Here is a 26,625-nt window from a genome sequence, read left to right on the forward strand (position 1 = left end):
CAACCTGGTCCAGATGGACTCGTGCCAGAACGCGTGGCACCCTCACTTCGTGCCGAGAGAGTTTCAGTACCAGCCTAGGGATATCTCGTGGTTCCATGCACCGCAGGGTGAGCTGTAGCGGTCCCGGATGTACCCCAGTCCCCAGTCGATCTGGGTATGGTAATTACTGATCCAGTCGTTGCCCGCGCTGGCGTATTTCCCCGGCGGAAGCGCCTGGGCTATGCCGTAGGCGCCGGACGACGGGTTGGTTGCTGTGGTCAGCCAGCTGGATTCCTGCGTCCACAGTTTCACCAGGCATTGAAACTGGTCCTGGCCCCAACCATAGGCACCTGAACGGGCCGAGGCATAGCTTTGTGCTCCGGCTGGATCGTTGACCGCGCCACCAGGCACCGCCGGGGACACTATGGCGGGAGGCACTGGATTGTTCACTGAAGGGGCCGGAATAACAGTGACAGGCACCTTGGCATTCGCTGCCGCCTTTGCAGCGGCTTCCGCCTGCCGGCGTGCCTGTTCCTCCGCCGCAGCGCTTTTCGCTGCCTGGGCCGACGCGTAGGCCGCCAGTGCTGCCTGCCCTTCCCGGTACTGGCCCTCAACCTCAGCTGTGGTCCCCTTCAAGGAAGCGAGCTGGGCCGTGAGCTCCTGGCCGTGCCGCTGCTCTTGGGCAATCTGGGTGTCCATGGCGTGACGGGCGGTCTGGGCGGCGTCCAGCTTTTCTTTTGCCTCGCCTGCCAGGCGTTCCCTCACCGCTTTGGCGGCCTGCTCATGATCCGCCAGCGACTGGGCCGTTTTTTCAGCAGCCGCGGATTTGTTCACCAGATCCGTCGTTTTGTCCGTCACGATCTGCATCACGTTCAGGCCCTGCAGACTGTTGGACTGGATGGCATCCAGGGCTGCGAAGAAGCCCAGATTAGTTGCCCCGTTCTTGTAGGCCTGAACGGCAAGTGCCCCGGTTTCTTTCCTGTACCTGGCCAGCTCAGCGTTGGCCCGCCCGGTCTGTGCCGTGAGTCCCTCCACCTTGGCCTTGGCCCGGGTCAGTGCGGAATCGGCCACCGCATATTCTGCAGCTGCGGCGACTGCCGCGGTCCCGAGTTTCTCCGATTCTGTCTGCAGCCCGCCAAGCAATTCGTTGATTCGGGTGATCTCAGTGGTTTTTGTGCCCTCGTTCTGCCGGACATTCTCCACCTCCTGCCAGGACGGAAACCCACCTGGGGGTGCGTCGTCGTCGGCCGCCGCAGGCAGCAGCGAACCAGAACACAGAAGAGCCGCCAGCAGCATCACCGCGAGGATCGGGAGCTTCACTTTGAAAACAAACCCGGACATAGCACGTCAGCCTACCGCCACATCGGAAGCGATGCCCGGAACCCACGGAGCAATGAGGTCCACGACGGTGATCAATTGTGCAACGCGTTGCACAATAGGGACCCGGATCTCCAGGGTGTTAGCACGGTTACCGGCGTGTGCGTCGTCCCCAGCAGGAGGCGCTTTCGACGGCGGCAATTGCCCGGAGGGGTCCGGCCTCGGTGTCTTCCCGACAGTCCAGGTCTCGTGGGCCGCATTTCAAGGCGACCCGTCCGCTGGCACCGGCGCGAACTCCGGCACCACGCCAGGGATCGGCCAAGCGACTCCTCGGATAGAGAGAGTAGACAATGCCCAGAGGTAAGTCCGACCATTGCCAGCACCAGATCAGAGCGTTTCAGGTAGTAGGTGCCTGACTCCGGTCGACGGCGAAATCTCCACCCGGGTAAAGGATTGTCTCGTGGCCGTCGTCGAATCGGACGTGATACGGCGGCGCACCATTTGCACCCTTTACTTCGATGATCTCACCGTGTCGGTCTGACGACTCGACCGTCTTTCCCCGGATGATAATGCGGTCTCCCAAGGATGCCTCCATGGTAACCACCTCCCAGCCCTAGCGTACGTCCGTCTTCCCGTAAGCGGAACAGCCCGCCGGGTATCGGCAACCCGCAGGGATCTGAGAAGGCTGGCAGCCTAAGCGATTCGTGCGTTGGCCTTGCCCCTGACGTGCTCAGGGCAGGCCCCAGCCGCTTCTACCGTCCGGCTCGCACATGCGGATCCAAACGGGCCTTGCCCAATTCCCCTACCGAAAGAGGGAGGTGGACATCGTGTCCGTCGGCGGCTAAGCCGTCGGTCGCTTCAAATTTGAACCGGGCCGGCGCTGTGTTTGGGACTGCCCCGGGTTTGCTTGACTCCTGACTTGTGAGGATCCAGTCCTTACAGCAAGGATGTTCAACATGCCCAAGCCTTTCCCCGCCGAGTTCCGCCGTGACGTGGTCTCGGTTGCACGCAAGCACGAAGCCCCGATCTCGCAGATCGCTAAAGACTTCGGGATTTCCGAAGCAACCCTGCATAACTGGCTCAAGAAGGCCGACATCGAGGACGGCGCCCGTCCCGGAGTGACGGAGAAGGAAGCGGCAGAGCTCAGGGATGCCAGGAAGCGGATCCGGCTGCTGGAACAGGAGAACGAGATCCTCCGGCGGGCCGCGGCCTTCTTCGCCCGGGAGCTGCCCCCAAAATGAAGTTCCCGCTGGTCCTTGACCTTGCCGCAGATGGTATTCCCGTCGCGGTGGCCTGCCGGGTGCTGGGGTTCTCCAAACAGGCCTTTTACGCATGGAAAGCCGCGCCCGTCACTGAGCGCGACTGGTCCGATGCCCACCTGATCAACGCGGCGCTGGACGTCCACCGGGACGATCCGGCGTTCGGGTACCGGTTCATCGCCGACGAGCTTGAGGGCCAGGGTTTCAGCGCCGGAGAGAACCGGGTGGCGCGGCTGTGCAGCAGCCAGCAGATCTGGTCCGTGTTCGCTAAGAAGCGCGGTCTGACCCGTAAGGCCGGCCCGCCCGTGCATGATGACCACGTTCGTCGGGAATTCACCGCGGCGGAACCGGATCGGCTATGGCTCACGGACATCACCGAGCACCGGACCGACGAGGGCAAGCTCTACCTGTGCGCCATCAAGGACGTCTATTCCAACCGGATCGTGGGCTACTCCATCGATTCCCGGATGAAGGCGTCCCTGGCCGTCTCGGCCCTCCACAACGCGATAGCGCTACGGGATCCGGAGGGAACGGTGGTTCATAGTGACCGCGGTTCCCAATTCCGCTCCAATGCCTTCGTGCGGACGTTGAAGAGCAACGGGTTGAAAGGATCGATGGGGCGGGTCGGGGCGTGCGCCGACAATGCCGCCATGGAGTCATTCTTCTCACTCCTGCAGAAGAATGTCCTGGATCGCCAGCGATGGTCCACGAGGGCGGATCTGCGCCTGGCCATCGTGACTTGGATCGAGAAAACGTACCACCGGAAACGCCGTCAGCGGCGCCTGGGGCGGCTAACCCCGGTCGAGTTTGAGACAATCAATACCGGCCTCAAAGCCGCCTAGCAACACTAAACCCCGAGAGTCAACGAATTCCGGGGCAGTCCCTTTCCTGCCGTCTGGTCGTCGAGACTTCCGGCGGAAACCGAATCAACTTAGCCCTGGCGATTCTTACAGCATCCCGCCAGGACATGACGCATGGGCAGGACATGACGCATGGGTTGAAGGAGAGGAGCCGTTCTCAGGCATCGAGTTCGTGAGCGCTGCCATTTACGCGGAGCTCCCTGAGTAGCCGGGCGTGAGCACGGGGTCTCCAGTACGGGGCCCACCAGAACCAGTGCGGCAGCCCATGGGCTGCCGCACTGGTTCTATAAGTGAATCTTCAATAATCACCTCAGGGATTCGACAAGCTCAATGAACGAGCCTTAGAAATCACGGTCGTCATACTCGGTGGCCACGACCTACTACGCATAGACAGTTTTTTCAACCTTCCACTGCATCAGCCGCGGGTATACCCAAAAGGTGTAGATGCCGAGAGTGATGATGCAGAGCAACAACCATTTGATCCACAATCCGAAGATTCCCCAGCCGGATCCAACAAACTGCAGCTGTCGGCCTTGGAGATAGGTGTTCTTGGCACGCCACCGTTCAATCAGGACGACGGCGAAGGGGTAGCAGATGCCAAGGGTGAACACGGTGATAAGGATGCCAAGAAGCTGCGTGCCAAACCAGGTGGCCGCGCCGCCCTTGAACTGGTAAATCTGGGTCCCGGCCAGAGAGCCCTGTGGGATACCGTACCCCGCGACAGGTACCGTCCCGTAGGCAGGAGGCTGCTCATTATTAATGCTCATTGATTCCCCAATTTTTCTAAAATGATACGGACACCTGAACAATAGGTGTTTATGCCGGTGTTCTCAGTATTGTGACCGCGTGAAGCGAGGCTGTGTCTGGTCTGCGCGAAGTAATGCGCGCCCTACTGCTTTTCCCATTTGCCGCAGCGGCTGGACTTGAAGTCCTGTCCGGCGGAGAGGACCACCGTGGGTCGGCCGCCGCCGGGGATGCCGTTGTCAATGATGTTGCTGCCGTTGCTCCCGCCTGCGTAGATCCCCCAATAGCAGGAGCTTCCGACGTCGGCAGCGGCCCGGTACGTCCCCGGTTCGATGTCTTTCCCCACAGTCCAGGTCCCGTCGGCCACCGTATTTGCAGCCTTGGTCTTCTCGGCACCCGTCACGGCTCCTTCGCGGTTCTTGACGGCGGCCTCGGCTGTTTTCACCGCAGCATCGGCCTTGCCCACCTCAGTCTCGCGTGCGGTGACCTTTGTTTTGGAGCGTGTCGTACTTCGACTTCACCGAGTCGTAGCTGGATTTGACGGAGTCGCGCTCGGACTCCGCAGCCTTCTTCTCCCCTGACATCGCCACATAGGCTTCGCTGGATTTCGGGTCCGGCAGCGTGGTGCCGATTGCGGTGCCGCCGGCCAGCAACACGATGGCGGCTACGCCGACGAGAATCCGCTTCTTGCGTCCCGGCTTGGCCGCCTCCAACGACGGCGACTCTTCCTGCGGCACCTTAGCGCCAGCTCGCTGCGGCTCGGACACTCGCCCGCGCCGCGGTGGCGGATGCTCCCGATAAACCACCCCTCAGAGACATTCCGCTCGAACGAATCCTCTCAGGGAGCGGCTTGGAGCTTGATATGGATAAAGTCCGTCACGAATTGACTCTGAGGATGCGAGGTGCCGATGCGTTACCTCCTTCCGTTCTGGAAGACGCAGAATTGACCATAGACGACTTGGATAGACTTCATTGCGGTCACCACCTGACGTCAGGGGCAGCATGGATATCGTGGAATGCTCTCAACGCTCCCAAGCTCGGAGCTACTCATGTGGAAGACAAATTAAGATCAATAGTCGATTTTGAAGACTTTGTTGCGATTCCCGCAATATATAAACTCCAGGAACTCGCACACCAACGTGGCGACTGCTTGTGGGGTACCGATCGTTGCCCGACTTGCACAGCTCCGCAAGAGACCACGGCGAGGGCGTCTTGAACGGCTCATCAATTGGTGGCATCACGAAGTGCGCCAATGCCGAATTCCTCTCACGCTTCGATTGGGGTCTAGGAGCTTGAGAACTCGCTGACGGATCCAGCCCCGATCTGAGAGCCTTACCTTCACAAAAAAGCTCCGCACACGTGAGCGTGGTGTGGGGTGCGGAGCTTTCGTCGGTGGTCTCGATGGGCTCAACCACCGATGATGATGATGACTAGAAGTCCCAGTCGTCATCCTCAGTGTTAACAGCCTTGCCAATGACGTACGAAGACCCTGACCCCGAGAAGAAGTCGTGGTTCTCGTCGGCGTTCGGAGACAGGGCCGAGAGGATGGCCGGGTTCACATCAGTGACGGAAGCCGGGAACATGGCCTCGTAGCCCAGGTTCATCAGTGCCTTGTTGGCGTTGTAGTGAAGGAACTTCTTGACGTCCTCGGCCAGGCCGACGGAATCGTAGAGGTCGTGCGTGTACTGGACTTCGTTCTCGTACAGCTCGAAGAGCAGCTCGAAGGTGTAGTCCTTGATCTCCTGCCGGCGCTCCTCGGAGACCTTTTCCAGACCCTTCTGGAACTTGTAGCCGATGTAGTAACCGTGGACGGCCTCGTCGCGGATGATCAGGCGGATCAGGTCAGCCGTGTTCGTCAGCTTGGCCCGTGAGGACCAGTACATCGGCAGGTAGAAGCCCGAGTAGAACAGGAAGCTCTCCAGCAGCGTGGAGGCCACCTTGCGCTTCAGTGGGTCATCACCCTGGTAGTAGTCCATGACGATCCGGGCCTTCTTCTGAAGGTTCTCGTTCTCGGTGGACCAGCGGAACGCCTCGTCGATCTCCTTGGTGGAGGCCAAGGTGGAGAAGATCGAGGAATAGCTCTTCGCGTGCACGGACTCCATGAAGGCGATGTTCGTGTACACAGCCTCTTCATGCGGGGTGATGGCGTCCGGGATCAGGCTGACGGCGCCCACGGTGCCCTGGATGGTGTCCAGCAGGGTCAGACCCGTGAAGACGCGCATGGTGAGCTGCTGCTCGTCCGGGGTCAGCGTGGCCCACGACTGGATGTCGTTGGACAGCGGCACCTTCTCCGGCAGCCAGAAGTTGTTGACCAGGCGGTTCCAGACGTCAACGTCCTTGTCATCCTGGATGCGGTTCCAGTTGATCGCCTCAACGTGGCTAAGAAGCTTCAGTTTTTCAGTCATTCCCTTGTTCCTTCTAAAGAAAGCTCCCGACGGCGGCCGGCTGGCCGCCGTCGAAGGTTGAAGCTACAACATACAGCTGACGCAGTTGTCCACCTCAGTCCCTTCCAGCGCGAGCTGGCGGAGACGGATGTAGTAGATGGTCTTGATACCCTTGCGCCAGGCGTAGATCTGGGCCTTGTTGATGTCGCGGGTGGTGGCGGTGTCCTTGAAGAACAGCGTCAGGGACAGGCCCTGGTCCACGTGCTGGGTGGCAGCGGCGTATGTGTCGATAACCTTCTCGTAGCCCAGCTCGTACGCGTCCTGGTAGTACTCCAGGTTGTCGTTGGTCAGGTACGGCGCCGGGTAATACACGCGGCCCAGCTTGCCTTCCTTGCGGATCTCGATCTTGGAGGCCACCGGGTGGATCGAAGACGTGGAGTTGTTGATGTAGCTGATGGAACCCGTGGGCGGAACGGCCTGCAGGTTCTGGTTGTAGATGCCGTGCTCCATGACAGAAGCCTTCAGCTCCTGCCAGTCAGCCTGCGTGGGGATGTGGATGTTCTTGAACAGCTCCGCAACTTTCTCGGACTGGGGAACCCATTCCTCCGCGATGTACTTCTCGAAGAACTCACCGCTTGCATACTTGGACTTCTCGAAGCCGCCGAATGTCTGGCCTGTCTTGATGGCCTGCTGGTTGGAGGCGCGGACTGCGTGGTAAACCACCGAGTAGAAGTAGATGTTGGTGAAGTCCAGGCCCTCTTCGGAACCGTAATGGACGCGTTCGCGGGCCAGGTAGCCGTGCAGGTTCATCTGGCCCAGGCCGATGGCGTGCGACTGGTCATTGCCGCGGGCGATGGAGGGCACCGAGGTGATGTTGGACATGTCCGAGACAGCCGACAGCGCCCGGATGGCGGTCTCGATGGTCAGGCCGAAGTCCGGCGAATCCATGGTCTTGGCGATGTTCAGCGAGCCCAGGTTGCAGGAGATGTCCTTGCCGGTCTGGTCGTAGGACAGGTCATCGTGGTACGTGGTGGGCTGGGAGACCTGGAGGATCTCGGAGCACAGGTTGGACATGATGATCTTGCCGTCGATCGGGTTCGCCCGGTTCACGGTGTCCTCGAACATGATGTACGGGTAGCCGGATTCGAACTGGATCTCGGCGAGGGTCTGGAAGAACTCGCGCGCTTTGATCTTGGTCTTCTTGATCCGGGAATCGTCCACCATCTCGTAGTACTTCTCGGTGACCGAGACGTCCGAGAACGGCATCCCGTAGACGCGTTCGACGTCGTACGGCGAGAACAGGTACATGTCCTCATCCCGCTTGGCCAGTTCAAAGGTGATGTCCGGAATCACGACGCCGAGCGACAGGGTCTTGATGCGGATCTTCTCATCCGCGTTCTCCCGCTTGGTATCAAGGAAGCGGTAGATGTCCGGGTGGTGTGCGTGCAGGTACACGGCACCGGCGCCCTGGCGGGCACCGAGCTGGTTGGCGTAGGAGAAGCTGTCCTCGAGAAGCTTCATCACGGGGATGACGCCGGAGGACTGGTTTTCGATCTGCTTGATGGGCGCGCCCACTTCGCGGATGTTGGTCAGCGCGAACGCCACGCCACCGCCGCGCTTGGACAGCTGCAGGGCGGAGTTGATGGAACGGCCGATCGACTCCATGTTGTCTTCGATGCGGAGCAGGAAGCAGGAGACCAGCTCGCCGCGCTGGCGCTTGCCGGCATTCAGGAAAGTGGGGGTGGCCGGCTGGAAGCGGCCCTCGATGATCTCATCCACCATCTGCAGCGCGAGCTGCTCGTCGCCGCGGGCCAGGTGCAGTGCCACCATGCAGACGCGGTCCTCATAGCGCTCCAGGAAACGCTTGCCGTCAAAGGTCTTCAGCGTGTACGAGGTGTAGAACTTGAAGGCACCCAGGAAGGTTTCGAAGCGGAACTTCTTTTTGTACGCGCGGTTGTAGAGCTCGCGGATGAAGTTCATCGTGTACTGGTCAAGGGTTTCGCGCTCGTAGTACTCGTTCTTGACGAGGTAATCGAGCTTCTCTTCCAGATCATGGAAGAACACCGTGTTGTTGTTCACGTGCTGCAGGAAGTACTGGTGGGCAGCCTCGCGGTCGGCGTCGAACTGGATTTCGCCGTTGGGACCGTAGAGGTTCAGCATGGCGTTCAGCTCGTGATAGCCCAGACCCTTGTAGGCAGCCGGCATTTCGGGCTTTTCGACGGCGGTACCGCGCTTTTCGGCCTTTTCGGCAGCGGCGCTGTGCTTTTCGGCAGCGGCGCTGGAGCCCCGGCCTTCGGCCCTGGTTACTTCTGCATCTGAGACAGTCGTGTCCAAAACTTGTCCAATCCTTGATTTACCAGGCGAACGTCTTCTGGCGTCCCCATGAGTTCAAAACGGTAAAGATGCGGAACCTTGCACTTATACGCGATGATATCGCCGGCCATGCAGTAGTTGTCCCCGAAATTCGTGTTTCCTGCGCCGATCACTCCGCGGATCAGTTGCCTGTTCTGCGGAATGTTCAGAAATCTGATGACCTGCTTGGGTACGGAGCCCTCTCCCCCGGTGCCGCCGTAGGTGGGTAGCACCAGCACATAGGGCCTGGTAGCGAGCAAGGGTTCGTCCCGTGGAAATAGCGGGATGCGCGCCAGATCCCGCCCGAGTTTCCCAACAAATCGGGTGGTGTTCTCCGACGCCGAGGAGAAATAAATGAGCTGGCTGTCCGTCGTATTGACGGGCTCCGCCTCAAAGGGAGCTTCGGCCAAAGCCTGTGCCGCCATGGGAGTCACCTCAGCTGCATTGATTGTTTGCCTGCCGGCAGGTAGGCCCTTAGGCCACGGAGGAAACTGAAGACAGTGCCAGTTCCTCGATCTTGTCCGGGCGGAAACCTGACCAGTGGTCCTGGTCAGTGACCACTACGGGAGCCTGCATGTAGCCAAGGGCCTTCAGGCGCTCGAGTGCATCGGCATCCTGTGAAATGTCCACGCTCTGGTAGGTGATGCCCTTTTTATCCAGCGCACGGTAGGTCGCGTTGCACTGAACACAGGCTGGCTTCGTGTAAACCGTAACGGTCATGGTCCCTGTCCCCTTTGTTGAAGTCTTTGCTCTACTTAGGTGGGCTGTTCCGACTTGGAATCCATGTCCGATACGTGCCCCGCCTGAGGGCTGCTTACGCAGCCGATATACGGTTTGTGGTCCTGCGCTGATGTCTCGCTCAATCAGTAAGTCGATACTACATGTAGTGCAGGCCCCCCGGCCGGACCCCAAGATGATGTATTACAACTATGTCATTTAATGCACTTTTAATCCACAGGCGGAGTGCTTCAAAATGTCCGTATTTCCGCCGATTTCTAGGACGAAATCCACACCCTGTGGACTACTTAGCCACAATTAATCCTCCGCGTGTCGCCTTGTAGACGGCGTGTCGCTGCTGTGTTCCCGGGCACACAAAGAGGGTCCCGAAGCCATCCTCGGGACCCTCTTTGTGATGAACGCAACATGGAAAAGTTTCCTGGCCGCGGCAGCCGGAGTATTGTGGGCTGATTCGCGGGTTGCCCGTGGATTCCCCCTGATGTGCCTTGCGGTTCCGGCACCTTGAGGCAAAGGAAAGCTATTGGTCAACCCTGTTCACCTGCGGACACTTCTTGAGGTCACACGTCTGGGCTCCTTCGCGGCGGCAGCCAACAGACTCGGGTACACGGCGTCCGCAGTCTCCCAGCAGATGTCCGCGCTGGAACGCGACACGGGTGTGGACCTGTTCCAGCGCTCGGCGCGGAGTGTCCTTCCCACCGAGGCCGCCGTGGTGATGACCCGGCATGCCGCCAAGGTACTCACTGACATCGAAGCGCTGATGGCAGCCGCGTCCAGGACGCACGACACCACCAGCCAGGAATTGCGGCTCGGGATCTTTCCCAGCCTGGCCACCTATGTGCTGCCCCGGATCCTGCGGAACCCCGATTGGAAGAGCCTGGGCATTGACCTCCGGGTCTCCGTCGCCGAGCCGTCCCTGACTATCCAGGGGCTAAGGACAGGCGGCGAACTGGACGTGGCACTGGTTTACCAGGTGGGGCAGTCCGGCCTGGCGTGGCCGCACACGGTGAAGCGGCAGTGGATCGGTGACGACGATTTCCGGGTGGTGCTGCCTGCGGCCTGGGGCATCCGCACCGAGGCCAAGATGGCCGCGGACCATTTGTCCGACATGCCGTGGATCATGCACCACCCGGGCACCAGCGATGCCACGGTGATCGAACGGCTCTTCGCGAGCTGCAATCTGCATCCACGCGTGGTGGCTCACAGCGACGATTTCCACGCGAGCCTTGAAATGACCGCCGCCGGGCTGGGCGCGGCGCTGGTACCGGAACTCGCCCTGCTGCACCGGCCCGCCGGTGTGGTGGTGCTTGATGTGCCGGAGATCCGGCTGGCCCGGAATATCTTCGCCTTGCTCATCAACGAGAAGCAGACGGCCCGGGTGCAGCTTTTCGTGGAACTTCTGGCCGACACACTGGGCACCCTGGCGCCGGTGCGGCCCGGCTAGACCGGCTGCCACGCCGCAGGTGCTGCCCGGGCTAGGCCCGCGGGCGTTTTCCGGACGGCGCCACCACCGTGTTGATGATGCGGTCCTTGACGTTGCCGTACGGCGGATAGATGAGTTCAAGAGTGTCCGGCCACAGCGGTTTGTCCAGGGTGGCCCGCTCGTGGGAAAACGTGCGCAGCGAATGCTCGCCGTGATAGGCGCCCATTCCGCTGCCGCCAACGCCGCCGAAAGGAAGGGACGGCACCAGCAGATGGGCCGCCGGTACGCCGTAAGTCAAGGCACCGGAGGAGGTTCTGTCCGCGAACGCCCTTTTGGTCTCACGGTCCGTGCTAAACACGTAGAGCGCCAGCGGTTTGGACCCCGCGTTGATGACGCTGATGGCCTCGTCACGCCCGCTGACCGGCACCAGAGGCAGTAGCGGCCCGAAGATCTCTTCCTGCATCACCGCATCCCCCGTCCCGGCCCGCAGCAGTGTTGGTGCGAAATAGCGGCTGGCCGCGTCTCGTTGACCGCCGTGCAGGATTTCGCTGCCGTCCGCCAGCGCCGCTAGACGGTCGAAGTGGCCCTGGTTGACAATGCGCCCATATGATTCGCTGGCTGCCGGGTCATCTCCGAACAGCTCGCCGATCGCCTTGACCAGTTCGGGCTCCAGGGCCGCCAGCACCTCAGGGGTAGCCATGACGTAGTCCGGAGCCACGCAGGTCTGGCCCGCGTTCATAAAGCGGCCCCAGGCGATGCGTTTGGCCGTCTTGGCCAGGTCGGCCCCACCGTCAACATAGACCGGGCATTTTCCGCCCAGCTCCAGGGTCACGGGCGTCAGGGTTTCCGCGGCAGCCCGCAGAATCGCCTTGGCCGCGGACTGACCGCCTGTGAAGAAAATGTGGTCAAAGGGTTCTGCCAGGAGCTCCGCGGTTTCCGGGATGCCGCCCTCCACCACCTGGACAGCCCCGCCCAGGTATTCGGGCACCCAGCGGGCCAGGGCCGCGGACGTTGCCGGGGCGTGCTCGCTGGGCTTGAGGACCACCGTGTTTCCCGCCGCCAGCGCCCCGGCCAGAGGTGCCAGCATCAGCTGGACAGGATAGTTCCAGGGGCCAATCACCAAGACGACCCCGAGAGGGGTCAGTTCGGTCCATGCCTTTGCCGGCTGCACAGCCAGCGGGACGGCGGCCGGTCTGGGGCGGAGCCAGGATTCCAGATGGCGTTCCAGATGGGAGGCTTCCGCAGTGACAAATCCGATTTCCATCAGCTGCGCTTCGCTGCGGTGTTTGCCAAGATCATGATGGAGGGCTTCGGCGAACGCTGAGCGCCGCTCGATCAGCATCCGCCGCAGGTGGGCAAGCTGTTCCAGCCTCCATGCGAGCGGGCGGCTGCTGCCGCTGTTGAAGACTGCGCGGGCGCGGGAGCTGGCGGAGCTGGCTGTAGGCATTGCCCCAATCTACCGGCGCCGGGCCGCCCCGCAGATGCCGTCCCGGGTATTTTTTTCGCCCAGATAATTCGCCCCGAATGCTGGAACGGACTGCCCATCAGGACTATGTTGAAGATATGAACAAGGTAGCGAGCCAGCATTTTGGCGAGATCCAGCTCAACCACGGCCGGGACCACAACTTCGCCACGTCGCACGAGCTGGCGGGCCAAAGCCTTGAGCTTGACCTGAATATCAATGCGCACGATCACTTCGATGAAGCGGCCATGCACAAAGTCGATTACCGCTTGCGCTACCTGCCCGAGCTGGTGGACCAGGTCCGCGATATGATCGCCGAGGAACTGGAACAGGACGGCACCAGCCCCCAGGAGTACCTCCGCTTCCACTGCAACGCGATCAAGGAAGAGCAGCTGCAGAAAGTGTTTGGCGTCGCCGACAAAAGCCAGCTGACCAGTGCCGTATTCCTCAAGGCCCTCAAACTCGGCCATGTAGGCATTTTCCCAGGCCAGCCGGAGCGCTACTTCGTCCTGGACTTCACGCTCGGATCACACTTCACGGACGAAGTGCTGGTGGCTTCTGCCGATGAAGACGGCGTGGTGGACGACGAAATCCTCTGGGAGTCCTAAAGGACAACTGTTAAGGCACGCAGCAGAGCATTAACGGCAAAGGCATTAACGACGACGTCGGCCGGTCACCTCAAAGGTGACCGGCCGACGTCGTTCGCGGTACTTAGGAAACTACTTGGCTGCTTCCAGCAGTTCCGCGCGGACCGTCTTGGTGGCCTCAACGAGGTTGCGCAGGGACTCTTCGGTCTCGGCGTAGCCGCGGGTCTTCAGGCCGCAGTCCGGGTTGACCCAGAGCTGGCGGGACGGGACATGCTTCACGGCAGTGCTGAGCAGCTCCGTGACTTCCTGCTCCCCCGGGACACGCGGCGAGTGGATGTCGTAGACGCCCGGACCAACGCCGCGGCCGAAGCCGTGGGACTCGAGGTCGTGGACAACCTCCATGCGTGAGCGTGCGGCCTCGATGGACGTCACGTCCGCGTCAAGGCCGTCGATCGCGTCGATGATGGCACCGAATTCGGAGTAGCACAGGTGAGTGTGGATCTGGGTGGCATCGCCAGCGCCGGCGGTGGAGAGCCGGAAGGAGTTGACGGACCAGTCCAGGTACGCCGCCTGGTCGGACTTCCGCAGCGGGAGGAGTTCGCGCAGTGCGGGCTCGTCCACCTGGATGACCTTGATGCCGGCCGCTTCGAGGTCCGCGATCTCGTCCCGCAGGGCAAGGGCAACCTGATTGGCGGTCTCGCCCAGCGGCTGGTCGTCGCGGACGAAGGACCACGCCAGGATGGTGACCGGGCCGGTCAGCATGCCCTTCATCGGCTTGGAGGTCAGCGACTGGGCGTACTCTGCCCAGGCCACAGTGATGGGGGCGCTGCGGGTGACATCGCCCCAGAGGATGGACGGCCGGGTGCAGCGTGAGCCATAGGACTGGACCCAGCCGTGGACCGTGACGTCGAAGCCTTCGAGGTTCTCGGCGAAGTACTGGACCATGTCGTTGCGCTCAGGCTCGCCATGCACCAGGACGTCGAAGCCGAGCTCTTCCTGGAGCTCAACGACGCGCTTGATCTCGTCCTTCATGAGCTGCTCGTACTGCTCCGTGGTGAGATCACCCTTGTTGGCGCGGGCACGGGCGCTGCGGATCTCCGAGGTCTGCGGGAAGGAACCGATGGTGGTGGTGGGCAGCGGCGGCAGGTGAAGAGCCTTGTCCTGGGCTTCAACACGCACCGTGTACTCGGAGCGGTTGAAGTCGGCAGCCGTCAGGGCTGCGATGCGGGCACGGACCTCGGCCCGCTGCACACCTTCGGAGTCTGCACGGGAAGCGATGACGCGGGTGGCCTCGTCGATGGCCGGCTGCACCGCGGCAGCATCGGTGAGCAGTCCCGCAAGAGTGACAACTTCAGCGGTCTTCTGGTCGGCGAATGCCAGCCAGCTGCGCAGCTGCGCGGAAAGCTGGACTTCCTCGTCGACGTCGTGCGGGACGTGCTGGGTGGAAGTGGAGGTGCTGACCGTCAGCTTGGCCACGGATTTCTTCAGTTCGGCAATCTTGTCCGCAGAAGCCTGGAGGTCGTTGCGCCAGATGTTGTGGCCGTCAACAACGCCAGCCACCAGGGTCTTGTTGCCCAGCGCGGCGAGGGCGGCTGCGGACGGGACCGCACCCTTGAACACGTCCAGGTGCAGGGCGTCGATGCCGGTGGCGGCCAGGGTGCCGAGCTGGCCGTCCAGTGCGCCGTACGGCGTGGAGACAAAAAGCTGCGGGCGTGCTGTTGCGGCGGACAGAACCTCGTAGGAGCGGGCAACAGCTGCCTGGATTTCCTCAGCGGAGGTGTCCTGGTCAACCACCAGGGCGGGCTCGTCCAGCTGCACCCAGCTGGCGCCGGCGGCGGCCAGCTTCTCCAGCAGCGCGGTGTAGACGGGAAGCACGTCCTCGAGGCGGGACAGCGGGCTGAAGCCGGCCGGTGCATCGTCGGATGCCTTGCTCAGCAGCAGGAAGGTGACCGGGCCCACGATGTACGGGCGGGTCTCGACGCCGTTGGCCAGCGCGTATTCGAACTCTTCGACAATGCGGTTGGAGGTCAGCGAGAAGCTGGTTTCCGTGCCGATTTCCGGCACCAGGTAGTGGTAGTTGGTGTCGAACCACTTGGTCATTTCCAGCGGCTGCTGTTCCTTGTTGCCGCGGGCCAGGGTGAAGTAGCCGTCGATGTCCAGCTGGCCGTCGGCGGTGAGCAGGTTGCCGAAACGGGCCGGAACAGCGCCGAGGTGGGCGGCGGCGTCGAGCACCTGGTCGTAGAAGGAGAACGTGCCGGGAACGGCAGCAGCCTCGGTGAGGCCCAGCGACTGGAGGCGCTTGGCCGTGCCCAGCTGGATTTCCTTGGCAGCGGCGTCCAGGGCGGCGGCATCGATCTTGCCGGCCCAGTAGGCCTCGATGGCCTTCTTCAGTTCGCGGCGGCGGCCGATGCGCGGGTAGCCCAGGATCGAGGCGGACGGGAACGGCGTGGTGGTCTTCTGTTCAGTGCTGGGGAGTTCAGTCATTGGGATTCCTTGAAGTGGTTGGTGAAAAGCTGTGGAGGAGGTGTGGGGTGCGGTCAGACCGCGGGGGTTCTCAGCTGGCAAGGACCTGGCGGCGGGCGATGGCGTTGAGCCGGCTGATGGAGCGTGCGGGACGGGGCAGCGCCAGTTTGTCCAGCACTTCCAGGGCATGGGCGTGTTCGTTGAAGGTGTACAGGTGAAGGCCAGGGGCTCCGGCGTCAAGTGCCGCATTGGCCAGATCCACGGTGGCGCGGACGCCGATGCGCAGCCGCTCGGCTTCAGTGTCCGCAGATGCCAGCTGCTCCAGGAGTTCCGGCACCGGTTCGACGCCGGTCAGCTCGCCAAGACGCTTGAGGCGCCGGACGCTTGTCAGCGGCATCACGCCCGGAACGATCGGAATGGTGACCCCGGCGCGGCGTGCCCTGGTGATGAGATCCGCGTATTGCTCCGTGCGGAAAAAGACCTGGGTGATGGCAAAGTCGGCGCCGGAGCGCTGCTTGGCCAGCAGAACCTCAATATCGTGGGCCTCGCTGGGCGATTCCGGATGCTTGGTGGGGTAGGCAGCCACGCCCACCGCGACTTTGCCGGCACACAGCAGCGCCGAACGGCGCTGTTCCACGCGCCTGATCAGTTCGATCAGGTCCTGTGCGTAGCGCAATGAGCCTTTTGCCTGTTCGCCGCCGTCCTTGGGCTGGTCTCCGCGCAGGGCCAGAATTCCGCGCACGCCGTGGTCCAACAGTTCGCCGATGATCTCGGCAAGTTCCTGGGGTGTGTTTCCTACACACGTGAGGTGGGCAAGGGGCCGGAGGGTGGTTTCGAGCAGGAGCCGGTTGATGAGTTCGACGGCGGTGTCCCGGTTGGAACCGCTGGCGCCGTACGTGACGGAGACATAGTCCGGGTCCGTGGCCTCCAGCTCGCCGATGGTGGTCCAGAGCGACTCGGCAGCCTTCGGCGAACGGGGCGGAAACAGCTCGTAGGACAGAGCAACGGGTGCTGTGCCGGAAAGATTCGGATGTGTCTCGATAAGACTTGGCGGTGACATTTGCGTCCTTGGCTTTGAGCCATTGGCGGCGCCTGCACCGGCCCGGAAGGACCAGTGACAGTTGTGCCGTCAATGAATTGAGTTTGGGGAACACGGAGAGGACTCCAGCAGGACGCAGCCGCGACTGATACACCTGAAATGAAGCTTTCCGTGAGCAAATGTCAGGCCCACATGGGGGCACCCACACCCTCCTGGCTGCCTTGGCGGCAGATCCACAGCGGAGGATCGCTGACACGTTACCTCGGTAACTTGTATAGAACTCTAGGAGCCGCCGGCGGTTCGTTCAAGTTGACCATCGAATTAAGACGCAGTTTTACGCTGTATTGCGCCCCTGCACAGAATATTGTTCGCCTATTGCCTTACCAGGGCCGGTCAGGGCCTGGGCCGGCACCGGTGTCCTTGAGATACTCATCCCGTTCCTGGCCATCGTTGCGCTCCTGCCTGGCGTCTTTGGCGCTGTCCTTGAGCCGGTCCAGCCGGATCTGCTGATCCTACGGCACCATTGCAGGTGCGGGGCTGTTGCCGTCCGGCTGGCCGGGGGTTTGCGGCTTGCCATGCCCCGCCTCTGCGGCCTTAGCGCGAAGCCGCTCCGCGGTTTCCTGAAGCCGCTCCCCTTCGCCATCCTGGTTCTGGCCGGTGCCGGTCTGCTGTTCTGCCGCAAAGCAGCCGTCCGGGGCCGTGTCCACCACAGCCCGGGCTTCGGCGAACAACCGGCCGGCAGCCGCCGGATCTTCATCTTTCCGCCGGGCGTCACCCAGCAGTTCACTACTCAGCGCCAGGTTGACGCGGATTTTGCATTCGTCCAGCGGTGTTGAAACGGACAATGCCTCTTCGAAGCGGGTGCGGGCGCCGGCGTAGTCGTTACCCAGTACCAGCCCGTCCCCCGCCGCCAAGGGCGCCTTGTGGACTTCAAGGACGTTGGCCACGCCCAGCCAGCCGGCCGCCGTCGAAACTGCCGCGGAATCCCCGCGCCCGAACTGCTGGGCCGCCTGGTCACCGAGGTAGCCCACGCCGAGCAGTTTCAGCGCCGCAGCCACCGTCAGTACGGGGGCGCTTCAGAAAACCCGAAAAAATCGTATAAAGGCCATCGCCGCCGGGATCAAGGGCCCCGGACGCCACCTGCGCACCCGCCCTTCCCGACGCACTGCAGCTGGCGTGCAGGACCCGCCCGGTGATAATGGATAGCGCAGCGGGACAGAACCGGTGACCAACAGATTGCACTCCCAAATCCTCCGGGAAACTTGTAGTCTCGGTTGTAGCTGGAACCTCCACACCTTCAAATGCGGCTCTACCGTCGTGACCACGGTCCCCACGGCAACCCACGAATCTATTTGAACCGGAGGCTCCAGCCCCGAGCCGGGGCCACCCTCATATCGTCGAGGCCGTCCCTGTGAGTCCGCCGTGCCTTGCTCTTAACCGGCGCGCCGGCTGACCCGTGCGGGGACGGCCCAGCCGGCGCAGGGCTACGGGCGGGCGCCGACGCCGGCTGTCTCTACGTCGGATTTCTCGACGCTGGCTTCCTCGACGGCAGTCGCGGCGTCGGGGATCGAGCCCTTCGCGCCGTGCTTGCGGTAGCGCCAGAGGCCGATGCCCACCACGACCGCAGCAAGGGCCAGCGAGAGCAGCAGCGATTCGCGGGTGGATTCAAGGATCACCATCCCGATCAGCAGCGCGACGATGCTGATGATGGCCACCCACGTCAGGTACGGGAATGCCCACATCTTCAGTTCGAGATCCTTGGCCGCGGCACCCATGCGGCGGCGCAGGATCAGCTGGGAGCTCGCAATCACGAGCCAGACGAACAAGGCGATGGCGCCGGAAGTGTTGACCAGGAACAGGAATACCGTATCCGGTGCGATGTAGTTCAGGCCGACGGTGATGAAGCCGACGACGGTGGAGGCCAGCACCGCGGCGGCCGGAACCCCGCGCTTGGAGATCCGCATCCAGGCCCGGGGGGCGTCTCCGCGCCGGGAGAGCGAGAACAGCATGCGGCTGGCGGTGTAGAGGCCGGAGTTCAGGCAGGACAGCACGGAGGTCAGCACGACGATGTCCATGATGGTGCCGGCGCCGGGGATGCCGAAGAGCTCGATCACGGCGACGTAGGGGCTCTTGGCCACGGTGGCGGAGTTCCACGGCAGCAGGGTGACCACAATGGCGATGGAGCCGATGTAGAAGACCAGGATGCGCCAGACGGTGGACTTTACGGCCTTCTTGACGGCGTCGACGGGGTTTTCGGATTCACCGGCGGCGATGGTGGCGATTTCGGCGCCGAAGAAGGAGAAGACGACCACCAGGATGCCTGCCAGTACCGCGCCGGGGCCGTTGGGCAGGAAGCCGCCGTTCCCGGTCAGGTTGCTCAGTCCGGGGGCCGGTACGCCGGGAATGAGGCCGAGGATCGCCGCCACGCCGAAGAGCAGGAACAGCGCGATGGCGGCCACCTTGATGGAAGCGAACCAGAATTCAAACTCGCCGAAGGACTTCACGGAGCCGAGGTTGGTCAGGGTCAGCAGCACCATCAGGAGCAGCGCCCAGACCCACTGGTCGATGCCGGGCACCCAGCGGTGCATGATCGCGGCTCCTGCCGTGGCCTCAATGCCCAGGACGATGATCCAGAACCAGGCGTAGAGCCAGCCGATGCTGAACCCTGCCCAGCGGCCGAGCGCCTTGTCCGCGTAGGTGGAGAACGAGCCGGTTTCGGGGTTGGCTGCAGCCATTTCGCCCAGCATCCGCATGACCAGGATGACCACCAGCCCGGCCGCTGCGTAGGCGATCAGGATGCCCGGGCCGGCCTGCTGGATGGCGGCGCCGGATCCGACAAAGAGTCCGGCGCCGATCACGCCGGCAATGGCGATCATGGACAAGTGCCGTGGTTTGAGTGATTTCGAAAGTTGCTGATCAGCGTGCATTAATGCGTCGTCCTTTTGTCATTGGTTTCCGGAACCGGATCCGTTCAGCAGGACCGTGTCGTGGGTCACAATATTGAATGCTAGGCCGGAAACTTGCGTCGCGCCCTGTGCAGTCACATAGATGACGTCGGAGAAACTGGACATCCATACAATCGGAAGCACCCTGTGGCAAGGAAAGTTTCCCTGTGCGCAATTATGAAACGAACCGGTCCTGGCACCGGTGATCATTGTCGCCCTTGGGCTGCCGGTCAGCGCCATCGGCATGCTTGCCTCTGCCAGGAAGGCCATCGGCATGTTCTTCGCCCGCGGATCCACCCTTTCGCGCGAACCGTCATCCGCTCATGTCCGTCTCGAAATCGTTGTGCGGACTGCTTCTAGGCCATCGCCCCGGCGGTCACGGCCATCATCACCATCGCCGCCTACAAACTCTTCAAAATCACCGACCGTCGAGACTGGCGTCTCTGGGCGATCAGCGTCACGGTCTTCTCTGTCACGGCCCTGACCGGATGGGAATCGGTTCTGCTCATCCTGGCCGCCGGCGTTGCCGTGTTGCTGATTGATGCCCGTCCCCAACCCCGGTGGCCCTGGCGACGCCCGCCAATCCGCCCGCGGGAGGAGAACGGGGAACCTAAGCCGCCGTGGCCGTGGAATGCACTGGTGTTGCCGGTCGCGTTCCTCAGACCGGTCGCGGCCGGTGGAACGCTGCTGGCATTGGGTTTGTTCTACCTCCAGACCGGTGCCCTGGTGTTCGGATCCGGCATGGCCATCGTTCCGCTGATCCGTGACGGTGTCGTGGCCCAGCACGAGCGGCCCACCCAGGGCCAGATCCTGGACTTGGTCGCCATGGGACTGATCACCCCGGGCCCTGTCGTCATCACCGCCGGCTTCATCGGCTGCCTCGTCGCAGGGTTTCCCGGTGCCGTGGTGGCTTCGGTCGCCATCTTCCCCCCGCCCGATCTATCTCGCCGTGGTCATCCCGGGCCGCTGGTTCACCCGCCACCGGGAGAAGAAGAAAGTCAAGGCCTTCGTCGCCGGAGCCACCGCCGCCGCGGCCGGCGCTCTGACGTGAAGCTGCTGCAGCACCCCCGAGTCGAAGATTTTGACCTGGCCGCGCTGATGCACGCGTACTCGGACCCGACGAGACTGAAACTGCTTCTCGATCTCAGTCGCAACCCGGGAAAACCTGCGGCACGTTCGACGCCGATGTGTCGAAGTCGACCCTGTCGGGGCATTTCAAAGTCCTGCGCGAAGCGGGTCTCATCCGCCAGGAACACGGTCCCGGTAACAGCCGTTTGAATTGGCTGCGGATCAATGATGTAGAAACCAGGTTCCCAGGAGACCTGAAGGACAGCGCCTTGGCCCACCTGCCGTCCGGCCTTTTCACCGCCAATTCGGCGTGGCCGACCCTGGCCGCAATGGCCTTCGACCCCGCCCGCGCCGCCGCGGTCACCGCAGGAAACGGCCTCGCAAAGGCCACGACAGCGACTATCCGCCGCAAACTGATCAGCGTACCGGCCCGGATCGCTTCCAGCGCCCGCAAGCTGCGGCTTCACGTTCCGGAAAAGTGGCCGTGGCAACCCGTGTGGACAAGTCTCTTCACCCACGCCGGCACGCCCCGGACTGCCGAGATACCCTGACCCGGCACCCGGAACCAAGGCAACCAAAGGACCGATCGTGGAACACCACCGGCAGCGAGGCCGGGCACTCCAACACGCCCCGAACCCAATCCAGACGCCCAAACGAAAACCCACGCCACTCAGTCAGCCCACCGGTGGATCAGGGCTTAGCGTAGGCAGGTTCAAGCCGTACGATTTTTTCCGTTTTCTGAAGCGACCCCAGTACAACCGGCACTGCGGACCAGCGCAGAAGCCGCCTGCGCCTGCGTAACCTCTCCAGCTCCGGTTCCAGGCGCGGCCTCATGGGCTGTCATGACGTGACCCCCGGCGTTGAGGCCAGCCTTGGCACCGGGGGTGGCCGGCGCCACCGGCCATCCTATCCAAGCCGCTGCCTGTTGCTGGTGCAATGGGGACCTCTCCCGTTGAGGGCCCTGCAGGTCTATCCTGATGTCATGAGCCAGCTACCAGCAAGTTACCAGGAGTACCTCGCCGGCAAGAGCGAGAGTTTCATCAACACCGTGCGCCCGATTCTGCTGCAGTCCGCGGCGGATCAGACCCACGGAGTCCGGGTTCTCAACCTCCCACACGGGCACCAGGCGCATCTCGACGACGGTATTCCTTTCGGGACAGTGGTGGAAGACATCGACTGAGCCCCGCCTTCCCTGCATTGTGCCGGCTCAGCCCTTGACAGCGCCTGCTCAACCCTTGCCAGCGCCGGACACGGCAAGGGACCCGCTGGCACCGCGCGCCACGATTACATACAGCACCAGCACCGGCGCTGAGTACAGGATGGAGAAGGCAGCCAACTGGCCGTGCGCGATGGCTGCATGCTGGCCGAAGAAGCTGAAGATGGACACCGCAGCCGGCCGCTTGGCTGTTGTCAGCAGCAGGACGAACGGCACAAAGAAGTTTCCCCAGGCTTCCTCCTCCAGCGCTACCGGTACAGCATCGATGAAGTTCTTCGTCATCCAGATGGCCAACGGCAGCGTGGCGGTGGCCATGAAAAAGACGGTGGCAGGCATGGAGTCCAGCAACTTCAGCTGCACGAACAACCCGTACAGCGGCACCATGACGGCGGCGATCGGCAGAGCTGTGCCGAACAGGACTGAATACATAAACGCTTGGTGAACAGTGAATGGTATCGGGACAGCGGGTGGGCGGCAAAGGAGCGCCGCCACCAGATTGACCAGGGCGGTGCCGGCGGACAGCAGGAAACTGTTTCAGACCGGCCGGAACACCGGTTCCCTTGTCAGGACCACCGAGGAATTGGCGAACGACGACGAGCCCCATGCCTCGGCCGGTGTCACGGCGAACTTTTCATCGTAGGGTCTTCAGGTTCCAGCGAGTCGGTGAAACCCCGCGAGCCCCCACTTCTTGTCGTCCTCACCATAAAGTGTGCTGCCCGTGCCGCATAGGAGCTCGTAGAAGCTCTGCATGACGGCAGCTTCGCCGGCGCCTTTGCCTGCGTACATGTTGAACGGCACCACGCCCGGATCAGCGGCCTTCATTTTGCGTGCGGCATCGAGGATTTCCGCCCAGGACTTGGGCCGCCACGGCACCGCGACGCCGGCCTTCTGCAGGACTGGCTGCCTCAAACTCTGCCTTGGCGTTCCGGAACATTGTGTCCAGTGCCGTGAACGAGGCGTTCCAATCTTTGAGCGGCTGCGGCCCCCGCACTCAGCTAGCCCCAGCCCATTGCCGACAAGCGCATGGCATGTCTCCCCTGCCGCGGCATCAAGGGGTGGAAAACGCTGTTCAACCTTCCAGCAGCAGCCGCTGGGCACGCGGCGCGAGGGTGTGTTCAAGGACCAGGCAGGCGGCACCGATGGCACCGACGTCCTCACCGACCCCGGTTCCCACGACTTCGATGGCATGGATCTTACGTGCAGCGCTGTTCCGGCTAAGGAGCTCAGGGATCCGGTCAAGGTAGCGCTCTGACAGGCCAGCCCAGAAGGGACCGCCGAAAACAACGCGCTCAACGTCCAGGGTGTTGGTCACAACCGACACCGCGCGTGCCACCAACAACGCTGATTTGTCGATAATGGCCGCAGCCCTGCTGTCTCCGGAGTCCGCGGCAGCGCAGAGTTGCGCAAAACCTTCCTGCACCTCAGGGCCTGATGTCAGTTTCCCGGATCCGTCCAGGATGCCCGCAGCCTGCGCCTCCGCCACGAGCACCTGCGGGATACACGACGATTTCACGCAGCCCCGCAGCCCGCAGTCGCAGGGTGGCCCGTCCGGGTCAACAATGATGTGCCCGATTTCCCCAGCGTTGCCGGACGTCCCGCGCACCACCTCGTCATTGAGGACTATGCCGCAGCCGATGCCTGTGCCCATATACATAAAGATGAAGCTGCCGGATCCGCTGGGGCCACCAGCCCAGGTTTCGGCCACTGCCGCGCTGGTCACATCCTTGTCCACGAGGGTGGACAGGCCGGTGGCTTCAGCCAATGCGTCGCGCAGAGGAACCCGGTGCCAGCCCAGGAGCAGCGGCGGGTCCACCACGGTGCCCTGGTCAAGGTCGATCGGGCCGGGGGCAGCAACGCCCAGTCCGGCAATTTTGTCTTTGTTCACGCCCGAATCGGCCACCAACTGCTTAATCTCCGCAGCAATAGTGGCGATGACTGCCTGCGGATTGTTTCCGACGGGAGTTTTGATCCGCGAATGGAGAACCACGGCGCCCACCAAGTCAAGCAGCACAAACGTGGTTACCGCGGGGTCCAGGTGCACACCAACCGCATACATTCCGGAGGGATTGAGCCGCAGCATGGTGCGGGGTTTGCCTGGTCCGCTGCCTTCTTTGCCTGCTTCGACAATGAGGTGCTGGTCCAGCAGCCGGCGCGAGATGTTGGAAATGGTCTGCGGGGACAAGCCCACAATCTGGGCCAGCTCAACCCTGCTGAGTCCGCCTGAAGAGCGTCGGATGGCATCAAGAATAACGGTGAGATTGAAGTCGCCCATGCGTGGCAGATTTGTTCCGCGCCTCGGCGAGGCCTGGCGGATCTCAGTCACGGATTCCCCTAAACTTCTTTGGCTAAGCACTACTGATGTCTGCATCGTACGTCACCCGGCGGCTTCCCGGAACGCTTACACGCGGGTTGGCTGCCTCGGGTTGCCGAACTGCACTTCGGCACTCAATGCCGGGCGCGTTTTGTACTGATGGTAACCGTAAACTTGGGGTTCCGTCCCAGCACCACGGTGGGCCCCACCAGCCGTTCCAGCGCCGGAAGATAATGCAGATGGCTGTTGAACACTGTCCACAGTTCGCCACCCGGTGCCAGGACCCTCGCAGCGGCCCCGAACATCTTGATGCCGGCGCCCGCGTGGACGCTGCTTCCGAGGTGGAAGGGTGGATTCAGAAGCACAAGGTCAGCGCTTCCCGCAGGGACTGACCCCATCGCATCGTCCTGAAGCACACTGATCCGGCCCTCGAGCCCGTTAGCCTTGGCTGTGCCGAGCGCCGATTCGACGGCGGCCGCAGACTGGTCCGTGGCCGTCACCACGGCATCCGGATAACGGCGCGCGTACATGGCCGCAATGATGCCGGTGCCGCAGCCCAGGTCCACGGCGTGCCGGACTGCAGGCATCTCAGGGAGGAACGTCAGCAGGAATCGGGTGCCGATGTCCAGCCTGGTGCCCGCAAACACAGCACCGTGAGCGGTTACATGGAGCTCGAGCTCGGAATTGAACTCCATGGCTGGAAACGGCGGTCCGCCGTCGGCAGCCCTGGGCGTGGCAGCCAGAAGGACCCGTGATTTCTGTCTGGCCAGCTGTGGCTGTACGGTACCGAAATAGCGTTCAAGCACAGCGTTCATGCCCAAGGACATGTGTTTGACCCGGCCGCCGGCCAGAAGTACGGCCCCCGGGGCCGCGTACCGCGCCACGGCATCGGCTATTTCCTCAAGTTCGGCGAGCGTTTTCGGCAGCTGCAGCAACACCGTGTCGGCGCCGGCCAACAGCCTGGGACCCAGCGGCAACTGCTCAAAACCGGCCGCCACACCGAGTGCCGCCGCGTTGTTCCGCAGGGCCCGCTCCCCCGTGATGAGGTCCTGATGGACCCGCACCTTCGGGAATGCGGAACCTGCCAGCGCGTCCAGGGTGAGGGCCCCGAGCGTGAGTGCGCCGTATCGGTCTCCGATCACGGCTAGGTTGCTTTCGGTGGTGCCCAATCCTGCGGTGGTGTCCAGCAGCAGCTTGTCTGTGGCATCCCAGGCCTGGAGATTGGGAGCCTCCACATCCGGGAACCTCCGCAGCCGGTTAAGCAGCATTTCAAGATTTTTCTCTGCCACGTTCTTCCTGCCACTCCATCTGTTCCGCCGTACTCTGCAAATCTACCGCGGCAAACCTACCGCGAAACCCGGCCGGCTATGCGCTGAGCAGCCGCACGATGCCGGTCACGGCTGCGCGTCCGGCCCGGTTTGCGCCGATGGTCGATGACGACGGTCCGTAGCCCACCAGATGAACGCGCGGCTCGGCCGCCACCATCGTGGCATCCATCGCTATTCCCCCGCCCGGACCCCTCAGGTGCAGCGGGGCCAGGTGTTCCAGCTCGGCCCGGAAGCCGGTGGCCCAGAGGATCACACCGGCGGCCAGCAGACCGCCATCGGCCAGCCGCACGCCGTCGGGCTCTAGTGCCGTGAACATCGGATGCCGCTTCAGGACACCTCGGTGGGCGGCTGCCCGCAGTGCCGGCGTCCAGATGAGCCCGGTCACGGACACCACACTTTGCGGCGGAAGTCCCTGCCGAACGCGCTCTTCAACAAGCGCGACGGCGTTATGTCCGGCCTGTTGATCAAAGCCGGCGTCGCGCCACACCGGCTCGCGTCGGGTGAACCAGGTGGTGGAGGTGACCTTTGAGATCTCGTCCAACAGCCCCACCGCCGAGATTCCGCCGCCAACAACGATGACATGCTGGCCTCTGAATTCCTCCGCAGCGACGTAGTCAGCCACGTGGAGCTGCCGGCCAAGGAACGTGGACTGTCCCGGGTAGATGGGCCAGAATGGCCTGGTCCAGGATCCGGTCGCGTTGATGACTGCCCGGACAGACCAGTCTCCGGCAGAGGTCCTGACCCGCAGCCGGCCCGTGGGACTGCCGTCGTCGCGCCACACGCCGCTTACCTTGACCGGGCGCTGGACGGCCAATCCGATCGCGTGCTCGTATCCCCCGAAATACCGGGTGAGGAAGGCGGAACTGGGCTCGTCCGGGTCGGCGTCAGGCTTAGGGATGCCCGGCAGATCGCTGATACCGTTCACCGTGGCCATCCGGAGGCTTTTCCAGCGGTGGCGCCACGCCCCGCCCGGACCATTCTCGGCGTCGAGCACTGCAAAGGTTCCCGCGGCATCCGCCGGCGCGGCACGCTCTCCGGCGGGCACAAATCCCCGGCGCAACAGATGATAAGCGGCAGAAAGCCCGGCTTGCCCTGCACCGATGACAACGACGTCGGCAGTCCGCCCCGCGGTATCCATGGCCGTCCGGGTCCT

The 26,625-nt window shown here is 62.8% G+C and carries 22 protein-coding genes and 3 pseudogenes; 6 read left to right on the forward strand and 19 right to left on the reverse strand.

The genetic code is table 11. The annotated features are described in order from the left end of the window. Positions 1 to 63 precede the first annotated feature (63 nt). A complete protein-coding gene (locus ACQCST_RS11930; protein WP_426995992.1) occupies positions 64 to 1,320 on the reverse strand; it encodes a coiled-coil domain-containing protein in 1,257 nt (418 codons plus the stop codon). Between the two features lie 373 nt (positions 1,321 to 1,693). After that, the gene (locus ACQCST_RS11935) at positions 1,694 to 1,891 is read right to left on the reverse strand and encodes a DUF1918 domain-containing protein (protein WP_426995993.1); all 198 of its coding nucleotides are present in this window, start codon (positions 1,889 to 1,891) and stop codon (positions 1,694 to 1,696) included. A gap of 361 nt (positions 1,892 to 2,252) precedes the next feature. Between ACQCST_RS11935 and ACQCST_RS11940 the strand changes: the two genes are divergently transcribed. Next, positions 2,253 to 3,397 (forward strand): IS3 family transposase gene (locus tag ACQCST_RS11940; protein WP_426995994.1). Its coding sequence is split into 2 segments (ribosomal slippage): positions 2,253 to 2,526 and positions 2,526 to 3,397, totalling 1,146 coding nucleotides; the frame shifts between segments, so codons are not numbered across the junction. Between the two features lie 398 nt (positions 3,398 to 3,795). Here ACQCST_RS11940 and ACQCST_RS11945 read toward each other — a convergent pair. The 7 genes from ACQCST_RS11945 to nrdH all read right to left on the reverse strand — a co-directional run bounded on the left by ACQCST_RS11945 (position 3,796) and on the right by nrdH (position 9,615). Beyond that, on the reverse strand, positions 3,796 to 4,182 hold the full coding sequence (locus tag ACQCST_RS11945; protein WP_426995995.1) for a DUF898 family protein: 387 nt from the start codon (positions 4,180 to 4,182) through the stop codon (positions 3,796 to 3,798). Positions 4,183 to 4,304: 122 nt separating this feature from the next. Further along, entirely contained in the window at positions 4,305 to 4,604 is a 300-nt protein-coding gene (locus tag ACQCST_RS11950) for a hypothetical protein (RefSeq protein WP_426995996.1), read from the reverse strand. A gap of 22 nt (positions 4,605 to 4,626) precedes the next feature. Continuing rightward, positions 4,627 to 4,896 carry a hypothetical protein gene (locus ACQCST_RS11955; protein ID WP_426995997.1) on the reverse strand — a complete coding sequence of 90 codons (270 nt, stop codon included), beginning with the start codon at positions 4,894 to 4,896 and terminating at the stop codon, positions 4,627 to 4,629. A gap of 693 nt (positions 4,897 to 5,589) precedes the next feature. Further along, the gene (nrdF, locus tag ACQCST_RS11960; RefSeq protein ID WP_426995998.1) at positions 5,590 to 6,564 is read right to left on the reverse strand and encodes a class 1b ribonucleoside-diphosphate reductase subunit beta; all 975 of its coding nucleotides are present in this window, start codon (positions 6,562 to 6,564) and stop codon (positions 5,590 to 5,592) included. Positions 6,565 to 6,627: 63 nt separating this feature from the next. Next, entirely contained in the window at positions 6,628 to 8,748 is a 2,121-nt protein-coding gene (nrdE, locus tag ACQCST_RS11965) for a class 1b ribonucleoside-diphosphate reductase subunit alpha (protein WP_426999164.1), read from the reverse strand. A 98-nt stretch (positions 8,749 to 8,846) separates the two neighbouring features. Continuing rightward, positions 8,847 to 9,320 (reverse strand): class Ib ribonucleoside-diphosphate reductase assembly flavoprotein NrdI, encoded by a 474-nt coding sequence (gene nrdI / locus ACQCST_RS11970; protein ID WP_426995999.1) that lies wholly within the window; start codon positions 9,318 to 9,320, stop codon positions 8,847 to 8,849. Positions 9,321 to 9,369: 49 nt separating this feature from the next. After that, a complete protein-coding gene (gene nrdH / locus ACQCST_RS11975) occupies positions 9,370 to 9,615 on the reverse strand; it encodes a glutaredoxin-like protein NrdH (protein WP_426996000.1) in 246 nt (81 codons plus the stop codon). Positions 9,616 to 10,153: 538 nt separating this feature from the next. Between nrdH and ACQCST_RS11980 the strand changes: the two genes are divergently transcribed. Then, positions 10,154 to 11,074 carry a LysR family transcriptional regulator gene (locus ACQCST_RS11980; protein WP_426996001.1) on the forward strand — a complete coding sequence of 307 codons (921 nt, stop codon included), beginning with the start codon at positions 10,154 to 10,156 and terminating at the stop codon, positions 11,072 to 11,074. Between the two features lie 31 nt (positions 11,075 to 11,105). Here the strand turns inward: ACQCST_RS11980 and ACQCST_RS11985 are convergent, their stop codons facing one another. Further along, positions 11,106 to 12,500 (reverse strand): aldehyde dehydrogenase family protein, encoded by a 1,395-nt coding sequence (locus ACQCST_RS11985; protein WP_426996002.1) that lies wholly within the window; start codon positions 12,498 to 12,500, stop codon positions 11,106 to 11,108. 116 nt (positions 12,501 to 12,616) lie between these two features. Between ACQCST_RS11985 and ACQCST_RS11990 the strand changes: the two genes are divergently transcribed. Beyond that, on the forward strand, positions 12,617 to 13,123 hold the full coding sequence (locus tag ACQCST_RS11990; protein WP_426999165.1) for a DUF2004 domain-containing protein: 507 nt from the start codon (positions 12,617 to 12,619) through the stop codon (positions 13,121 to 13,123). Between the two features lie 111 nt (positions 13,124 to 13,234). Here ACQCST_RS11990 and metE read toward each other — a convergent pair whose 3' ends face one another. The 4 genes from metE to ACQCST_RS12010 form a co-directional block, all read right to left on the reverse strand. Beyond that, positions 13,235 to 15,586 (reverse strand): 5-methyltetrahydropteroyltriglutamate--homocysteine S-methyltransferase, encoded by a 2,352-nt coding sequence (gene metE / locus ACQCST_RS11995; protein WP_426996003.1) that lies wholly within the window; start codon positions 15,584 to 15,586, stop codon positions 13,235 to 13,237. Between the two features lie 70 nt (positions 15,587 to 15,656). Then, complete coding sequence (locus ACQCST_RS12000) at positions 15,657 to 16,625, reverse strand: methylenetetrahydrofolate reductase (RefSeq protein ID WP_426996004.1); 969 nt, start codon at positions 16,623 to 16,625, stop codon at positions 15,657 to 15,659. Positions 16,626 to 17,116: 491 nt separating this feature from the next. Then, positions 17,117 to 17,662 (reverse strand): hypothetical protein, encoded by a 546-nt coding sequence (locus ACQCST_RS12005; RefSeq protein ID WP_426996005.1) that lies wholly within the window; start codon positions 17,660 to 17,662, stop codon positions 17,117 to 17,119. A 426-nt stretch (positions 17,663 to 18,088) separates the two neighbouring features. Beyond that, a complete protein-coding gene (locus ACQCST_RS12010) occupies positions 18,089 to 19,531 on the reverse strand; it encodes an amino acid permease (RefSeq protein WP_426996006.1) in 1,443 nt (480 codons plus the stop codon). Positions 19,532 to 20,188: 657 nt separating this feature from the next. Between ACQCST_RS12010 and ACQCST_RS12015 the strand changes: the two are divergent. The 3 genes and pseudogenes from ACQCST_RS12015 to ACQCST_RS12025 form a co-directional block, all read left to right on the forward strand. After that, positions 20,189 to 20,473: pseudogene (locus tag ACQCST_RS12015) on the forward strand (chromate transporter); the annotation flags it as partial. A gap of 395 nt (positions 20,474 to 20,868) precedes the next feature. Further along, positions 20,869 to 21,168, forward strand: a pseudogene (locus ACQCST_RS12020) (IS1380 family transposase); the annotation flags it as partial. A gap of 431 nt (positions 21,169 to 21,599) precedes the next feature. Next, the gene (locus ACQCST_RS12025) at positions 21,600 to 21,797 is read left to right on the forward strand and encodes a hypothetical protein (protein WP_426996007.1); all 198 of its coding nucleotides are present in this window, start codon (positions 21,600 to 21,602) and stop codon (positions 21,795 to 21,797) included. Between the two features lie 48 nt (positions 21,798 to 21,845). Here ACQCST_RS12025 and ACQCST_RS12030 read toward each other — a convergent pair. The 5 genes and pseudogenes from ACQCST_RS12030 to ACQCST_RS12050 form a co-directional block, all read right to left on the reverse strand. Then, positions 21,846 to 22,418: pseudogene (locus ACQCST_RS12030) on the reverse strand (carbohydrate ABC transporter permease); the annotation flags it as partial. Positions 22,419 to 22,478: 60 nt separating this feature from the next. Continuing rightward, positions 22,479 to 22,742 carry an extracellular solute-binding protein gene (locus tag ACQCST_RS12035; protein WP_426996008.1) on the reverse strand — a complete coding sequence of 88 codons (264 nt, stop codon included), beginning with the start codon at positions 22,740 to 22,742 and terminating at the stop codon, positions 22,479 to 22,481. 160 nt (positions 22,743 to 22,902) lie between these two features. Continuing rightward, complete coding sequence (locus tag ACQCST_RS12040; RefSeq protein ID WP_426999166.1) at positions 22,903 to 24,105, reverse strand: ROK family transcriptional regulator; 1,203 nt, start codon at positions 24,103 to 24,105, stop codon at positions 22,903 to 22,905. Between the two features lie 173 nt (positions 24,106 to 24,278). Next, positions 24,279 to 25,433 (reverse strand): class I SAM-dependent methyltransferase, encoded by a 1,155-nt coding sequence (locus tag ACQCST_RS12045; RefSeq protein ID WP_426996009.1) that lies wholly within the window; start codon positions 25,431 to 25,433, stop codon positions 24,279 to 24,281. 76 nt (positions 25,434 to 25,509) lie between these two features. Then, a complete protein-coding gene (locus ACQCST_RS12050) occupies positions 25,510 to 26,610 on the reverse strand; it encodes an FAD-dependent oxidoreductase (protein ID WP_426996010.1) in 1,101 nt (366 codons plus the stop codon). Between the last annotated feature and the right edge of the window lie 15 nt (positions 26,611 to 26,625).

It is taken from the genome of Pseudarthrobacter sp. N5, from assembly GCF_050157035.1.
Classification (GTDB): Bacteria; Actinomycetota; Actinomycetes; order Actinomycetales; family Micrococcaceae; genus Arthrobacter.

Coding starts and splice junctions, on each gene's coding strand:
- ACQCST_RS11985 (WP_426996002.1), bottom strand. CDS start 12,500: ATGCCTACAGCCAGCTCCGCCAGCTCCCGCGCCCGCGCAGTCTTCAAC.
- nrdH (WP_426996000.1), bottom strand. CDS start 9,615: ATGACCGTTACGGTTTACACGAAGCCAGCCTGTGTTCAGTGCAACGCG.
- nrdF (WP_426995998.1), bottom strand. CDS start 6,564: ATGACTGAAAAACTGAAGCTTCTTAGCCACGTTGAGGCGATCAACTGG.
- ACQCST_RS12040 (WP_426999166.1), bottom strand. CDS start 24,105: ATGGGCGACTTCAATCTCACCGTTATTCTTGATGCCATCCGACGCTCT.
- ACQCST_RS11930 (WP_426995992.1), bottom strand. CDS start 1,320: ATGTCCGGGTTTGTTTTCAAAGTGAAGCTCCCGATCCTCGCGGTGATG.
- ACQCST_RS11990 (WP_426999165.1), top strand. CDS start 12,617: ATGAACAAGGTAGCGAGCCAGCATTTTGGCGAGATCCAGCTCAACCAC.
- ACQCST_RS11935 (WP_426995993.1), bottom strand. CDS start 1,891: ATGGAGGCATCCTTGGGAGACCGCATTATCATCCGGGGAAAGACGGTC.
- ACQCST_RS12000 (WP_426996004.1), bottom strand. CDS start 16,625: ATGTCACCGCCAAGTCTTATCGAGACACATCCGAATCTTTCCGGCACA.
- nrdI (WP_426995999.1), bottom strand. CDS start 9,320: ATGGCGGCACAGGCTTTGGCCGAAGCTCCCTTTGAGGCGGAGCCCGTC.
- nrdE (WP_426999164.1), bottom strand. CDS start 8,748: ATGCCGGCTGCCTACAAGGGTCTGGGCTATCACGAGCTGAACGCCATG.
- ACQCST_RS12010 (WP_426996006.1), bottom strand. CDS start 19,531: ATGCACGCTGATCAGCAACTTTCGAAATCACTCAAACCACGGCACTTG.
- ACQCST_RS12050 (WP_426996010.1), bottom strand. CDS start 26,610: ATGGATACCGCGGGGCGGACTGCCGACGTCGTTGTCATCGGTGCAGGG.
- ACQCST_RS12025 (WP_426996007.1), top strand. CDS start 21,600: ATGAGCCAGCTACCAGCAAGTTACCAGGAGTACCTCGCCGGCAAGAGC.
- metE (WP_426996003.1), bottom strand. CDS start 15,586: ATGACTGAACTCCCCAGCACTGAACAGAAGACCACCACGCCGTTCCCG.
- ACQCST_RS11945 (WP_426995995.1), bottom strand. CDS start 4,182: ATGAGCATTAATAATGAGCAGCCTCCTGCCTACGGGACGGTACCTGTC.